The following is a 13,343-nucleotide window of genomic DNA, read 5'->3' as shown; positions in this document are numbered from 1 at the left end:
CGCCCGAAGAAGTCGACCCGATCGACGGCACGGACGAAAACGACCGACCGATCGACAACCCGTCCGGCTAAGAACCAAGCACACGCCTGAAGGCCGTGACAGTTGCACGTGACCGCCGCCCAGGGGCAACACCGTCACGGTCCTGCAGAGCAGGTAGCGGCGAACCACATCCCGATCCGCCACGGGATTCCGTACCGTACGGCGCCCCTCGAGGCGCCCGGCCAGCAGAATCAATCCCTGCGCAGGGCGGATCAACTGACCGACCGGCTCAGTTGGGAATTTGCAAGTTGCAACTCAGCTGGGCAGGTCCGAGTTTCGGATCCCCAGAGACGCGCGCAGCTCAGCCTCCGTGGTGCCGGCGAGCCGGTCACCATTCGCGATGAGCAGGTCGACGGCGACGCGAATCAGAGTGTTGTCGGTGAGTCGCTCCCCCGCTCGTCCACGGAGCGAGTTCAGTTCCTTCCGCTTTCCCTCGATCCAGTCCAGCTGGTCACGACGTTGCCGAGTCGGCTTCGGTTCAAACGTGAGCCACTTGGGGACGTCGGCCGCACCATTGTGATCGCCTGGAGCAACGGGCTGAGCCTTCGGAGCCGGCGCCGTGGTGCCGGGCACCGTAACGGTCTCGACCTGCTTACCCAGAATTCCAGCGAGATTCGCACGCGCCATGACTACTTCCCTTCGTTCGCCCAGATGGTGGTGAGCTCAAGCGCCGCCGACATGAAGTCGTCGACCGCGAGGCTCGTGTTACGAGTTGCGGCGTAGTTACTCACAACCTCGCCGGTGCCCTGGGCATCGGAGTGAGCGATGTACTCGCGGATCCAGGTGTTCAGGTGCGGGATGCCGGCGCCGTCGAGAGCTTTGAGGGTGTCGTCCTTGCGTGAGTAAGACGCTTCATTGCGCCCCACCCGGCTGATGAGTGCTCGGTACGGGATAGACCTCGGCTCGACGAGTGACTTGATCGTGCGGAGAAGGGGACGGATGCTGGCTGGCTGCGGTTCGAGGGGTAGGACAGCGAAATCGGTCGAGTCAAGAACGATCCCAATGCGTTCCGCCGCGGAAGGCTCGAGGTTCCCCGGAGTGTCGACGAAGATCGTGTCCCATCTGTCGGCTGCGCGCAGTTGTCGGAGGACCTCAGGATCGTTTTCGTCCGGCCACGAACCGGTTTTCGGCCACGAAGTACGTGTTCTCAGTCAAGCAGCGCCCCAATCCTGTGTCCAAGGGCAAGAAGCCAGCAGCTGAGGAGCTGCGGCTGGTGTGGCACGACTACCCCGGTGAGTGGTTTGAGGAAGAACCGTCAACCGAGGAAGAACTTGACCGACGTGCGGAGACGTTCAGAGAGCTGGTCGCGTCCGATGTGGCAGTGCTGCTCGTGGACGGGCAACGACTCGTTGACAACACTGGTGAGGAAGAGCGGTATCTCAAAGCCCTGCTGACCAACTACATCGCCCACGTGTCCCGGGTCCGCAACGAGCTCCTGCCAGATGGTCATCGGCTTGTCCGGTTCCCCAGGGTCTGGATCCTCGGACTGTCGAAGGCGGACCTCTTGCCGGAGCTGAATGCGACAGCGTTTAGGGACCTGCTGGTGGAGAAGGTTGGGCAGGAGATGACGCTCTTGCGGGAGGAGCTTGCGGCGTTCGCTGAGGAGCCGGAGGCGTTCTCGTTGGGTGAGGACTTCGTTCTGCTCTCCTCCGCGAAGTTCGAACCGGGCCGGATCGACTTTGGGCAGCAGATCGGGGTGCCGCTGATGCTGCCGATCGCCGCGATGCTGCCGCTCTCGCGGCAGCTGCGCTGGGCGAAGGCGCTCCGTCACGGCGGGAAGGTCGCAACCGAACTCATGAAGAACGCCGGAACCGCGATCTCGTTCCTCAGCGCGTTCGCCGGAAAGCTTCCGGGCAAGCTCAAGCTGCTCCCCGCCCTCGTGCCGTTCATCGTCGACCCGCTCATCGAGCACGGCACGGAGAAGCTGCAGGACGCGTACGACAAGGCAGCAGACCGCCACGACTTCCTCACCGCCGTGCTGCTCGGCTTCCGACTCGATCTCAACCGTGCTGTAGAGAACGACGTCCTCATCGAGAGTCCGAAGTGAGGCTCATCTGGGCCACCCGAGGGAGAACCTGGGGATTCCGGTTCCTTCGGACTGGCGGGCTGGCAAAGCCGCTTGAGGTGTACGACGAGGCGTTCGTCGGTTTGGATGGAGTTCCTCTTGCGTTTACCCAGCGGGCCGCGACACTCGCGGTGCGGTTCCCTGATCCGGAGCAGCGGAAGGACCGCGCCGGCCGGGTCATCCCCCACGAGTTCGTCGTGCTTGTCCCCGACCACCTTCGCTTTGCCGACTATGAGAGCGCGCGCGATGAGCTCTGGCACGAGGTTGAGGAGGAATACGCCTCGATCTGGGACCAGCCAGGCAGTTCGCTTAGTCAATGATCCTGCCGGCTGGCTAGAGCGATCGAGCTGGCGTCCACTCGCACAGGGCCGTCGTTCTCGAGCTAGCTGAGGAACGATCCGATGAGCCAGATCGGCGCCATCACGATGATTACCAGCAGCAAGACAATCATCAACATCGCATCGATGATCGCCCAGAACGTGTCGACAACAACCCGAAGCGGCCAGAAGATCGCGTGAGCCAGCCTGCTGCGCTCCGGCCTCGCGCGCCTTCGCTCTTGCACCGCCCGAAGGCGATCCAGCAAGTTGCGCATCAGAGTCGTTCGGCCGTGCGGAGGCTGAGGCAACAGAGCGTTCCCGCGGGACCACTGCCAGCAACAGTCGCTCCTTTGGCCGACATATGCCGTATGCGGGTGGCGGGGTTCACGTTCGCAGACTAAGCCAGGGAAGCGGATGCTGCATCTTCGTCGCGCACGGCAGGAACCTAGCGCCGTCCTTCAATTCAGATGCCGCGAGCATGGTACCGATGAGGGCCAGAGAACCAGAGCCCGCTCTCCCACGACCGTCGATACTCACCGAGGTAACCAACGTCGTGAGCAAACACGCGAACGCGCCACGTCGGCCGGAAACGAGAAGGCAGCCCAAGTCCCTCTCGAATGACGCGGAACGCAGTGCCGAACGACTCGACCTCGAGGACTGCCCGCTCTGCCTCGGCTTCCGCATACCAGCGATGGGCACCGACAGGATCCTGCTCAATCTCCTTCAGGTGGTCGCCCATTTCGAGGTGAAAGCCCGATGGCCCCCACGAACTGAGTAGTAAGTGCTTGTTGTCGGTCAACCAACGGCTCCATCGCGAGTCCGGCGGCAGGGGTGAGGCAGCATCCTGCTTCGGGTAGATCGATGTAGGATTCCGCCCGCCTGGTCCGGCGATCGTCCAAGCCAGATAGCTCTCGATAGCGCGGTCGTGATCCCAGACGGATCGGAGCAGGCTAAGTCGTGGATGCTCAGCGAGTTCGCGACCCTCATCCAGCCACCACTGCAGCCCGAGATCATGCCGGCGCCAGCCGAGCACGTAGGTCAAGTACCCCTGCAGCGCTGTCCAGTATCCAAGGGATGGAGACGAGGTTCGATCGACGTCAGCCGCGGGCCGCTCCGGGAAACGAGCGCGCTCGGGATCCGCGAGAGCACTGAACACGTAGCGCATCGCCCACGTCCAATTGTGTCCGCCGGACTCGGGCCCGTTCTGGTAGAGCTGCCCACTCAGCACAGGATCTTCGTGCGCGGCAAAACGCTGCACGAATCTCGCTTTCATCATTCTTCGCTCCTTCGGCGGCGTCGCACGAGTCCCAGAGCTCCGCAGCGGGAGCGGACCGGCAATCAACGCTACTTGCCGCGTGGTCCGGTCGGCGTCCCATCTACGAGGGACACGGGCTGACAGGGCTCCACTCGCACACCGCCGGACGCCGGCGGCGCCAATAAGATGCTCTACGTGCGACGCCTCGTCTGAGGGGAAGCAGCGAGACGGTACACCCGCTGACGATTCAGATACAGCTGGCGCGAGAGTAGGACACAGACATGACGAGACTCAGCCTCAAGGCGGTCGAGGAGCGTGTTGCTCCCCTCGCAAAACGAGAGACATACGACCGGGAGTTCATTTTCGATCTGCTACTGGCCTTCGGGAAGCCGCAGGGAAACGTTACAAGACTGCGCAACGGCTCCCTGAACGTGGCGGTCGACCCCGAGACCGAGGTCGCGCAGAAGAGCGTTGTCTATTTCAGGGAAACCGACGGCGACCCCCTGCAAGTTGTCGAGGAACTGAAAACGTCACCCGCCGTCGTCCGCTTTAGCACGCGCTTCGTCATCGCGACTGACTACGACGAGGTCGTCGCTCACGACCTCAAAACGAACGAAACGATCGGGTTCCCGATTTGGGAGATCGATCAGCACTTCACCTTCTTCTTGCCGTGGGCCGGCATGGAAAAGGCACAGTACGTTGCCGAATCGCACGCCGACGTCAAGGCCGCCGAGCGCATGGGCAAGCTCTTCGACGAGTTGCTGCACGCCAACCCCGGGATCTTCGACGACGAGCGCGGACGTCACTCACTCAACGTGTTCTTCACCCGCCTGCTGTTCTGCTTCTTCGCCGAGGACACGGGCATTTTCGCGGAGGCCCAGTTCACGAACGCCGTCGGATCACAGACGCAGTCCGATGGCTCGGATCTCGCTGAGTTCCTAACCGACCTGTTCGCAGCGCTGGACACCGAAGATCCCGCAGACAAGCCGAGCCACCTCGTCAACTTCCCGTACGTGAACGGCCGACTATTTACAGTAAAGGACGATCAAGTGGTGCCGCGTTTCACGAGGCAGGCCCGCGATGAACTGATCGCATCGGGAACCCTCATCTGGCGCGACATCAACCCTGACATCTTCGGCTCGATGTTCCAGGCGATCGTGACTCCCGGCAAGCGAAGCGACCTGGGGCAGCACTATACGTCGGTTCCGAATATCCTAAAGACCATCGAGCCGTTGTTTCTCGATGAACTAAAGAATGAGATCAACGAGGCGCAGGACAGCGAGCGGCGACTCGTCCGCCTGCTGGACCGCATTGCGGAAATCAAAGTGTTCGATCCTGCTTGCGGATCGGGCAACTTCCTCGTGATCGCCTACAAGGAGATCCGCAAGCTCGAGCATGCGATCATCGAGCGGCTCGCCGAGCTGAGTCCATCACACCAGGTCCTGTGGGCGGACTCGAGAATCAGCATCGAGAATTTCTACGGCATCGAGATCGACGACTTCGCCGTGGAAGTTGCAATCCTTTCGCTTTGGATCGCAAAGCACCAAATGAACCGGGAGTTCCGCGACAAGTTTCGAGTTGAGATCCCGCTGATTCCACTCAAGGAAACGGGCCAAATAAAGGCCGCAAACGCGACACGGATCGAATGGAGCGACGTTTGCCCGAACGACGGCAACTCCGAAATATATCTAATCGGAAACCCTCCTTACAAGGGCGCGAAAACCCAGACTAAGGAGATGAAGGCAGATTTTCCTTTCGTTTTCAGGAGCCGACCTTACTCCAAGAATATGGACTACATCGCGCTTTGGTTTACCAAGGGCGCCGATTACATCGCGGGCACTCGCGCGCAACTCGCTTTCGTTACAACGAATTCGGTTGCACAGGGTGAGCACGTCGGGTTGATGTTTCCGCGCATATTCCTCATGGGGCTCGAAATCGGATACGCCTACACCTCCTTCAAATGGACCAATAACGCAAAGAGAAATGCCGGTGTACGGTTGCCGTTATCAGCCTCCGCAACGTGCAATCGAAGCCAAAGTACATCTTCGTAGACCAGCTTCGGCTCAATGTAGACAACATCAATGGGTACTTAGCGGATGGATCGAACATCTTCATTCATCGCCGAACTACCAGACCCCTGAGCCCAAATTTGCCAGCCATGGTCTTCGGTTCGATGCCGCGGGCAAAAGGCCTGGTTGTCACGCCCGAAGAACGTTCAAGACTCATCGCAAGTGATTCACGGGTCGGCCGGTTCATCAAGTCTTATATCGGCACCTCTGAGCACCTGGACGGCAAGGACCGCTACTGCCTTTGGATCACTGACGCCGATGCTCCCGATGCTTGGCTTGTTCCTGACATTGCTCGCCGTCTCACGCAGGTTTCGGAAGAGCGCCGCGGCAGCGACGCGGCGAGCACCGCTGCTTTTGCTGATCGCCCGCACCGCTTTGTGCAGATTAGCTACAGGGCCACGGAATCAATCATCGTGCCAAGCGTATCCTCGGAGCGCAGGGAGTACATCCCATTTGGCTACCTAGGACAAGAAACGGTGATCTCGAACCTCGCGTTTGCTGCTTACGACGCCGCACCCTGGACCTTCGCGTTGCTTACGTCGCGCATGCACATGCAGTGGACTCGCGCCGTGGGCGGCCAGCACGAAACACGGCTGAGGTATTCGAACACGATCGTGTATAACAACTTCCCAGTACCGCCTCTTTCGGAAGTGACGAAGGACAAGCTCACGGCTGCGGCACTCCGGGTGCTCGACGTGCGCGAGTACCACTGCGAGCGGACTCTGGCCGAGCTCTACGACCCTGACAACATGCCGCAAGACTTGCGCGAAGCCCACACTGAGATCGACGCACTCGTCGACTCGATCTACTCCAAGAAGCCTTACCAAACCGACGAACAGCGCCTGTCTGACCTGTTCGCGCTGTACGAGCGTATGACTGCCGAGGAAGCCGCGGAGGCCCCGGCTAAGAAGACCCGGAGGACTGCGGAATGACCACGATCAACCAGCCCGTGAACATAGTCGACGTGACGTACGCGCAGACCAAGGCGTCGGTGAACACTGACCCATTAGGGATGCGGGAGATGCAGCAACGCGTCTTCGAGCAGCGCGACGCGCAGCACCTGCTGGTCAAAGCCCCGCCCGCGTCGGGCAAGTCCCGCGCACTGATGTTCGTGGCGCTAGACAAGCTCTACAACCAGGGCCGCAAGAAGGTCATCGTTGCGGTGCCGGAGCGCTCGATCGGTGCCTCGTTCGCGTCGACTGCTCTAACGAAGCACGGCTTTTGGGCTGACTGGGAGATCAAGGACGAACACAACCTGTGCGACGCCGGCTCGTCGGCGGGGAAGGTCGACGCATTCATCGACTTCCTCGAGGGCCCAGACGCGGTACTCGTGTGCACCCACGCGACGCTTCGCTTCGCCTTCGAAAAGCTAGCCCCGGAGTCGTTCAACGGTACGGTACTGGCCATCGACGAGTTCCACCACGTGTCGGCGGACACGGAAACGTCGCGGCTGGGCGCGTTACTACGAGACGTGATGAACGGTTCGGACGTGCACATCGTGGCTATGACCGGTTCGTACTTCCGCGGAGACTCGGTGCCGGTGCTGTCACCTGAGGATGAAGCGAAGTTCACCCCAGTGTCCTTCAACTATTACGACCAGCTCAACGGGTACGCGTTCTTGCACTCGCTCGGAATCGGGCACCACTTCTACCAGGGCCGGTACACGGACGCGATTGACCAGGTGCTCGACCTAGACAAGAAGACGATTGTTCACATCCCGAGCGTGAACTCCGGCGAGTCCACGAAGGACAAAATCGAAGAGGTCGGCCGGATCATCGACGCGATCGGGCACGTCGAGTCGACCGATCCCGACACAGGCATCATCAGCGTGCGCCGCGAGGACACCGGTGAAATCGTACGGGTGGCGGATCTAGTCGACGACACCGATCAGAAGAAGCGCGGCGACACACTGCACTACCTCTCCCACACCGCGTCGAAGGAACGCGACGGGGTAGACATCATCATCGCCCTCGGCATGGCCAAGGAGGGGTTCGACTGGCCCTTTGCCGAGCACGCCCTGACCGTCGGCTACCGGGCTTCCCTCACCGAGGTGATCCAGATCATCGGGCGCGTGACCCGAGACAGCCCCGGCAAGTCACACGCGCAGTTCACGAACCTCATCGCCGAGCCGGACGCATCGCAGGGCGAGGTGAAGGTGTCGGTGAACAACATGCTGAAGGCGATCACGGCGTCGCTGCTCATGGAGCAGGTGCTCGCACCGAACTTCAACTTCAAGACGAAGAAGTCCGACGACGACGAGCCGGCGAAGAAGGGCGAGCTGAAGATTAAGGGCTTTAAGGAGCCCTCGAGCGACCGTGTGAAGCAGATCGTCGCGACGGACCTGAACGACCTAAAAGCGACGATCCTGCAGGACGACACCTTCGCCCGGGCCGCTGCGGGCTCCGTCGACGCCGAGACGACGAACAAGGTGCTGATCCCGAAGATTATCCGTGAGAAGTACCCGGATCTGACCGAAGAGCAGATCGAAGAGGTACGCCAGCAGGTCGTCGTGGACTCGGTCATCAAGAACGGCGAGGTCCGCGAGGTCGGCGACAAGCGCTTCATCAAGATGGCCGAGAAGTTCGTCAACATCGACGAGCTGAACATCAACCTCATCGACTCGGTGAACCCGTTCCAGCGGGCTTTCGAGGTGCTGTCGAAATCGGTCACGCCCTCAGTGCTCCGACTGATCCAGGACACGATCACGTCGACGAAGATCGAGTTCTCGGAGGAGGAAGCGCTGGCGATGTACCCAAAGATCAAGACCTGGGTGCAGGTGCATGGCAAGCGCCCCGATCTGCGGTCGGACGACCCCGCGGAGAAGCGCATGGCTACGGCGCTGCTGTTCCTGCAGAAGCTGAAGCAGCAACGCGAAGCCGAGAAGGCCGCGACGGAGACGGTGGTCGAATGAGCGAGAACGAGACCAGTGAGACATCAGCACCGCTGAGCCTCGACGACATCCTCGACGACGAGCTGCTGATCGCTCCCGAGAAGCCGAAGAAGATCACCTCGTCGGACCGCCTCGAGCGGGCCTTCCTCGAGATCGTCGAGTTCCGGCGGACCGAGAAGCGGCTTCCCAGCTCGCAGACGCGCGAGATCGCCGAGCGCAAGCTCGGCGCGCGTCTGGACGGGTTCCTGGCCGACGAGGCCAAGGCAGAGGCGGTCAAGCACCTCGATGAGTTCGGCCTCCTCGAAGCTACCGAAGCGCCGGCCTCCATCGACGACCTGCTGGAAAGCGATGACCTCGACGAGCTGCTGGGCGATGACTCCGGGATCCTCGACGTGTTCGACTTGTTGGTGATCAAGCGTGCCGAGTCGGCCGAGTCCGTAGCCCAGCGCGTGAAGGCGAAGGACTTCGAGCAGTTCGAGCCGCTGTTCAAGGCCAAGCACGCTGAGCTGCGCGATGGCACCTTCACTCTGAAGCCGTTCACGGGCATGGACCTGATCCGCGAGGGTGTGTTCTTCGTCCTCAACGGCGTCATGTGCTTCGTCGCCGAGGTCGGCGAAAAGGTCGATTTGGTGATCGGCGGCGAATCGCGCAAGAAGCAGCGTCTGCGCCTGGTGTTCGAGAATGGCACTGAATCGGCGATGTACGACAAGAGTCTCCAGACGCGCATGTACGAGGCCCAGGGTCAGGTGCTCGCGCGCACGGGGCATGACGCCAGCGACATCCTCGATGCGGACATCGAGAGCGGGCACATCTACGTGCTGCAGTCCATGAGCGTCGACCCGCTGATCGCGAACATCAAAGACCTGCACAAGATCGGGTTCACGACCACGAGCGTCGAGCAGCGCGTGAAGGGCGCATCGACATCGCCCACCTACCTGATGGCTCCAGTCAGGATCGTGGCCGATTACAGGGTGTACAACGTCAAGGCGTCGGCAATGGAGGCTCTGCTGCACCGGGTGTTTGCCGACGTTCGCCTCGATCTCACTCAAGTCGATCGGAAGGGGCGCGACTACGACCCGTCCGAGTGGTTCGTCGTGCCCCGCCATGTCATCAATCGAGCCGTCGCCATGATCATGTCGGGCGAGATCGTCGATCACGTCTACGACCGCAACTCCCGTCAGCTCGTGCGCGTTCCGGCTTGCTGAAGGGCTGATGCCGCTACGAATATGCCCTGTCCCGGCTGGCCAGCGCCTGGTGGTCGACTTCGGCGTGCGCCAGGTCGCTTATCGCCCGTCGCGGGAGCGCTAGAGGCTTGTAGGAGCGGTACCGGAGTCGATCTTCGACGCGGATAGGGGCCGACGCGCATCGACAGAGGCGTATCGCAACGTGGTGCCGTGAGCGAGCGCAGCAGCCTTCACACGCTTCGGCAGCTCGCGCAGCCGGTTGACCGCTGCCCGGTTGTTGCGATACTGCACCGCCAGGAACCAACCATGGGCCGATCCGTCCGACCTCAGGTAGCTGATCAGTTGGTCTTCGAGCCCGTTCCAAAACTTGCCATTGTGCAGCTTTTTGATCTCGATGAGGACACGAATCGTCGTGCCGGAGGATGCTTTGAAGTCGACTGGACCGCGCCCGAGCTCGACCTCGCGGTCGAGTTCGACGTCGAACTGTCTGAGGTACTGCTGGGCCATCCCCAGGAAGCTGAGTTGCACGGCTTGCTCGGGCTTCTCGGATCCGTCGTCGTTCCACAGTAAGGACCAACCGCGTTGCTGCTCGACGAAGTGCCGGAACCGCTCAATGACCTCCGCGATGAGATCGAGAAGCTCCTCAGAGGACGCGACGCTGCGGAAGGGGAGCGCGTTTTCGACTGCGAAGGCAGCCGGTTCGCGGTCCCACTGCACAACGCCAAGTCGATCAGCGCCGAAATCGTAGCCGCTGAGGTCCGGTCGGGAGGTCTGTTCCCGCGCCCAGTCGCGGACCCGATCGGGGTGACGACGCGCGAATTCGACGATGCTGGACTTCGAGACAGCCTGTCCGACGGGAAGGTTCAGCGAGAGCCGAATGTCCTCGTTGAAGTGCGAGTCGAACCAGTCTTCCGCGTTCAAGGTCGGTATTTCTCCGAGGATACGTTCGGGCAGAAGGATGATCGGACGTCCCGTTGCTGGATTGGACGGGAGCTCGACGACCTCGTCAACCCAGCGTGCATGTTCGACCGAGACTCGCGCGTGTCGGACCTTGTGACCGACCAGCGGCAGGTCGTGTCTGCGAGCAACAGCTTGGGTGTACGAGATGAATCGGGCCTTCAAGACGTTGACGGCAGCGTCCGAGATGCGGTCTGCACCCAGTCCTTCGTTGAGGATGCCGATCTCTTCGATGTGCTCAGGAGTGACGAGCCCAGCGGCGATCGCGACAGCGATACCGTCGACCATTCGACCCGCAAATTTGTCTCCTGCGCCAGAACCGCGAGTCCCCGATTCGGTGTAACCCAGGCCCACCTCGTATGGCTCGGGGAACGTCAGAAGCCGCCGCGCAGCCTGCGCCGAGACGGAGCTTGGTCCCGAAGCTTTGGCGACAAGCTCGTAGCAGTGAACGAAGTGAGCGATCAGCTCTGCGTGCGCGTCCGCCCATTCTTCGCCGGCTTCGAGCAGCAGCAGCGGGTCCACGAAGAGGCGAGTGTCGATCGCCATGTGTGGATCGAACCAGTCATCAACTTCGTCACGCTCGATACCGAAGTGTTCCGAGAACCGCATTGCATCCCCCAAGTCTGTGCGGACGCTCCGTGACGTCTGCAGGGACACCTGTCCGTTATGCGGAGCCGTGCCCGATCAATGCTCGACTCTACGGACTTGCGGCTGGATCTTTCACTTGCCTCGCAGCTCGGGACAAGATCGGCGCCTGGCAAACTGGCGACGATCGGAGTGAGCCGGTGATTGTGAGCGAGAACCCCGTCACGAGCCAGTGCGCCGCTTGCTCGCGCGCGCCCGTGTGAACCGCTAGATGCCCGATGAACATCACGCACCCCCCTTCCGTACGGTGTCCCCGGACACCGCCGTCAGGTGCGTCAGCGCCGAGGTCTCCATCGCTGCCTCGGTCGTCGGGTCGAGGCCGGAGCGGTCCCCGATCGCGAGTCCGCGCAGCAGTGCCGCTCCGGGCTGCGGCAGGTCGGCAGTGGCCCGCACGAAGGCCTGTCGCGCGGTGTCGGTGGCGCCGAGCAGCCCGTCGGGCGGCACCGACGACGGCGTCCCGCGCGCGAACGCCACGAACGCGGTCGCCGAGCCGGGTTCGTCCGGCTGCACGGCGGCGGTCACGGCGACCCGGGCACCGGCTGCCAGCACGGCTCCCGGTGCACCGCCGTGCTGGTCGGGGACGAGTCGGACCGGCACCCGGAGCCCGTCGAGGTCGTCCGCACGCACCAGCGTCGCGATGACGGAGCGGTCACCCGGCACGAGGTCGCGGGTCAGCACCGCCTCGACGTCCACGCGCCCCGCCCCCGGACCGGCGACGAGCGCACGCAGCGGCTCAGGGGCCCGCCGGGACTCCCCCACGGTCACCGACACCGCGAGCAGCGTCGTCAGGGACCCCGCGACGAGCAGCAGCCCGGCGACGACCGGCACGACCCCGGTGCCCCGGCGCCACCGGAGCACGCTGCCACTGACGCCGGTCAGGAGCGCCGCAGCTCCACCGACCACCGGTGCCACGTCGGGCACGCCGACGAGCAGGGCGGTCGCGATCCAGGCGACGGCCACCGGCACCGCGACCCGCAGGTCGATCGCATTCGGAGCGAGCTGCACCGTCGCCCCTCAGACCCGCACACGATCGCGGAGCTCGGCGAACCGCACGTCGCCGATGCCGCTGACGTCGAGCAGGTCCTCGACTGCGGTGAACCGGCCGTGCTCGTCACGCCAGGCGATGATCCGCCCGGCCAGCCCGGGTCCGATCCCGGGCAGGGTCTCGAGCGAGGTCTGGTCGGCGGTGTTCAGGTCGACGACGGCGGACTCCTCGCCCCCGGTGCCCGCCGAGCCACCGCCGCTCCAGGCCCAGGCCCCGGCCCCGGCGGCGGCAGTCGGCCCGGCGGCAGCACCGTCTGCCACCGGCCCGAGCGCCTCGGGCACCTCCTGTTGCCCGACCCGCGGCACGTACAACCGCTCGCCGTCCGTCAGCGCCCGGGCCAGGTTCAGGCGGTCGAGGTCGGCGTCCTCGGTGGCCCCACCGGCACGCTCGAGCGCATCACCGACCCGGCTCGATGCCGGCAACTCGACCACACCGCTCCGCCGTACCGCCCCGAGCACGTGCACCACGACGCGCCCCGCACCCGTACCGGCGCCGACACCCGGAGCAGACGAAGCCCCGAAACCGGCGCCAGCAGAGGCTGACGGCGACGGCGACGGCGCGCCCGACGCCGCACCCGCACCGGCCGTCGGCGCACCACGCACAACGACCCCACCCGTTCCCCCGGAACCCTCGCCCCCACCCGACACCAGCGCCCCGACGATGACCACCACGACGGCGACCACCACCACGACCGCCGCCAGCACCACGGCGGCCCGCGGTGACAACGCGAGACGGGACCACCAGGGTCCGGGAGACGACGGGGACGACATGCCCCGAACGCTACGGAGCCCGGCCGATCGGCCGGGCTCCGGAGGTCACACCCGTGGACGGGTGCCGCGAACGCCCCTGCTGTGAGGGACGACGCCAGCGACGGTCG

General features: G+C 63.3%; 12 protein-coding genes. 6 read left to right on the top strand and 6 right to left on the bottom strand.

What is annotated here, in order from left to right:
- Positions 1–294 precede the first annotated feature (294 nt).
- The gene (locus DEJ20_RS07645; RefSeq protein WP_111236811.1) at positions 295–666 is read right to left on the bottom strand and encodes a hypothetical protein; all 372 of its coding nucleotides are present in this window, start codon (positions 664–666) and stop codon (positions 295–297) included.
- Positions 667–668: 2 nt separating this feature from the next.
- Positions 669–905, bottom strand: a complete 237-nt coding sequence (locus DEJ20_RS07640) for a hypothetical protein (protein ID WP_111236810.1) — start codon at positions 903–905, stop codon at positions 669–671.
- A gap of 275 nt (positions 906–1,180) precedes the next feature.
- Here DEJ20_RS07640 and DEJ20_RS07635 point away from each other — a divergent pair, with 275 nt between their 5' ends.
- Together DEJ20_RS07635 and DEJ20_RS07630 are read left to right on the top strand one after the other, a co-directional pair.
- Positions 1,181–2,086 (top strand): ATP/GTP-binding protein, encoded by a 906-nt coding sequence (locus DEJ20_RS07635; RefSeq protein WP_146245525.1) that lies wholly within the window; start codon positions 1,181–1,183, stop codon positions 2,084–2,086.
- Positions 2,083–2,424, top strand: a complete 342-nt coding sequence (locus tag DEJ20_RS07630; protein ID WP_111236807.1) for a hypothetical protein — start codon at positions 2,083–2,085, stop codon at positions 2,422–2,424. The genes DEJ20_RS07635 and DEJ20_RS07630 overlap by 4 nt, the downstream gene beginning before the upstream one ends.
- 460 nt (positions 2,425–2,884) lie before the next feature.
- On the opposite strand, the gene DEJ20_RS07625 is transcribed toward DEJ20_RS07630, so the two are convergent.
- Positions 2,885–3,697: a hypothetical protein gene (locus tag DEJ20_RS07625; protein WP_146245524.1), complete on the bottom strand. Its 813-nt coding sequence runs from the start codon at positions 3,695–3,697 to the stop codon at positions 2,885–2,887.
- A gap of 260 nt (positions 3,698–3,957) precedes the next feature.
- On the opposite strand from DEJ20_RS07625, the gene DEJ20_RS07620 reads away from it, so the two are divergent.
- The 4 genes from DEJ20_RS07620 to DEJ20_RS07605 are packed head-to-tail and all read left to right on the top strand — an operon-like array spanning position 3,958 to position 9,840.
- Positions 3,958–5,727 (top strand): DNA methyltransferase, encoded by a 1,770-nt coding sequence (locus tag DEJ20_RS07620; protein ID WP_258377288.1) that lies wholly within the window; start codon positions 3,958–3,960, stop codon positions 5,725–5,727.
- Positions 5,697–6,677, top strand: coding sequence for a type IIL restriction-modification enzyme MmeI (locus DEJ20_RS07615; RefSeq protein WP_258377287.1), 981 nt, complete (start codon positions 5,697–5,699; stop codon positions 6,675–6,677). The genes DEJ20_RS07620 and DEJ20_RS07615 overlap by 31 nt, the downstream gene beginning before the upstream one ends.
- Positions 6,674–8,656, top strand: coding sequence for a DEAD/DEAH box helicase (locus DEJ20_RS07610; RefSeq protein WP_111236805.1), 1,983 nt, complete (start codon positions 6,674–6,676; stop codon positions 8,654–8,656). The genes DEJ20_RS07615 and DEJ20_RS07610 overlap by 4 nt, the downstream gene beginning before the upstream one ends.
- Entirely contained in the window at positions 8,653–9,840 is a 1,188-nt protein-coding gene (locus DEJ20_RS07605; RefSeq protein WP_111236804.1) for a GIY-YIG nuclease family protein, read from the top strand. The genes DEJ20_RS07610 and DEJ20_RS07605 overlap by 4 nt, the downstream gene beginning before the upstream one ends.
- A gap of 99 nt (positions 9,841–9,939) precedes the next feature.
- Here the strand turns inward: DEJ20_RS07605 and DEJ20_RS07600 are convergent, their stop codons facing one another.
- The 3 genes from DEJ20_RS07600 to DEJ20_RS07590 all read right to left on the bottom strand — a co-directional run bounded on the left by DEJ20_RS07600 (position 9,940) and on the right by DEJ20_RS07590 (position 13,236).
- The gene (locus tag DEJ20_RS07600) at positions 9,940–11,385 is read right to left on the bottom strand and encodes a DUF8370 family protein (protein WP_146245523.1); all 1,446 of its coding nucleotides are present in this window, start codon (positions 11,383–11,385) and stop codon (positions 9,940–9,942) included.
- Positions 11,386–11,646: 261 nt separating this feature from the next.
- A complete protein-coding gene (locus DEJ20_RS07595) occupies positions 11,647–12,426 on the bottom strand; it encodes a hypothetical protein (RefSeq protein ID WP_111236802.1) in 780 nt (259 codons plus the stop codon).
- A gap of 9 nt (positions 12,427–12,435) precedes the next feature.
- Positions 12,436–13,236 (bottom strand): ComEA family DNA-binding protein, encoded by an 801-nt coding sequence (locus DEJ20_RS07590; protein ID WP_284183384.1) that lies wholly within the window; start codon positions 13,234–13,236, stop codon positions 12,436–12,438.
- Positions 13,237–13,343: the final 107 nt, after the last annotated feature.

Origin of the sequence: Curtobacterium sp. MCSS17_005, from assembly GCF_003234225.2 — a bacterium.
Classification (GTDB): Bacteria; Actinomycetota; Actinomycetes; order Actinomycetales; family Microbacteriaceae; genus Curtobacterium; species Curtobacterium flaccumfaciens.
This window is presented reverse-complemented; position numbering and strand designations above follow the sequence as displayed.

Bases quoted from the DNA above. Each gene is read 5' to 3' on its own strand.
- DEJ20_RS07590 (WP_284183384.1), bottom strand. From the start codon at position 13,236: ATGTCGTCCCCGTCGTCTCCCGGACCCTGGTGGTCCCGTCTCGCGTTG.
- DEJ20_RS07605 (WP_111236804.1), top strand. From the start codon at position 8,653: ATGAGCGAGAACGAGACCAGTGAGACATCAGCACCGCTGAGCCTCGAC.
- DEJ20_RS07620 (WP_258377288.1), top strand. From the start codon at position 3,958: ATGACGAGACTCAGCCTCAAGGCGGTCGAGGAGCGTGTTGCTCCCCTC.
- DEJ20_RS07600 (WP_146245523.1), bottom strand. From the start codon at position 11,385: ATGCGGTTCTCGGAACACTTCGGTATCGAGCGTGACGAAGTTGATGAC.
- DEJ20_RS07625 (WP_146245524.1), bottom strand. From the start codon at position 3,697: ATGATGAAAGCGAGATTCGTGCAGCGTTTTGCCGCGCACGAAGATCCT.
- DEJ20_RS07645 (WP_111236811.1), bottom strand. From the start codon at position 666: ATGGCGCGTGCGAATCTCGCTGGAATTCTGGGTAAGCAGGTCGAGACC.
- DEJ20_RS07610 (WP_111236805.1), top strand. From the start codon at position 6,674: ATGACCACGATCAACCAGCCCGTGAACATAGTCGACGTGACGTACGCG.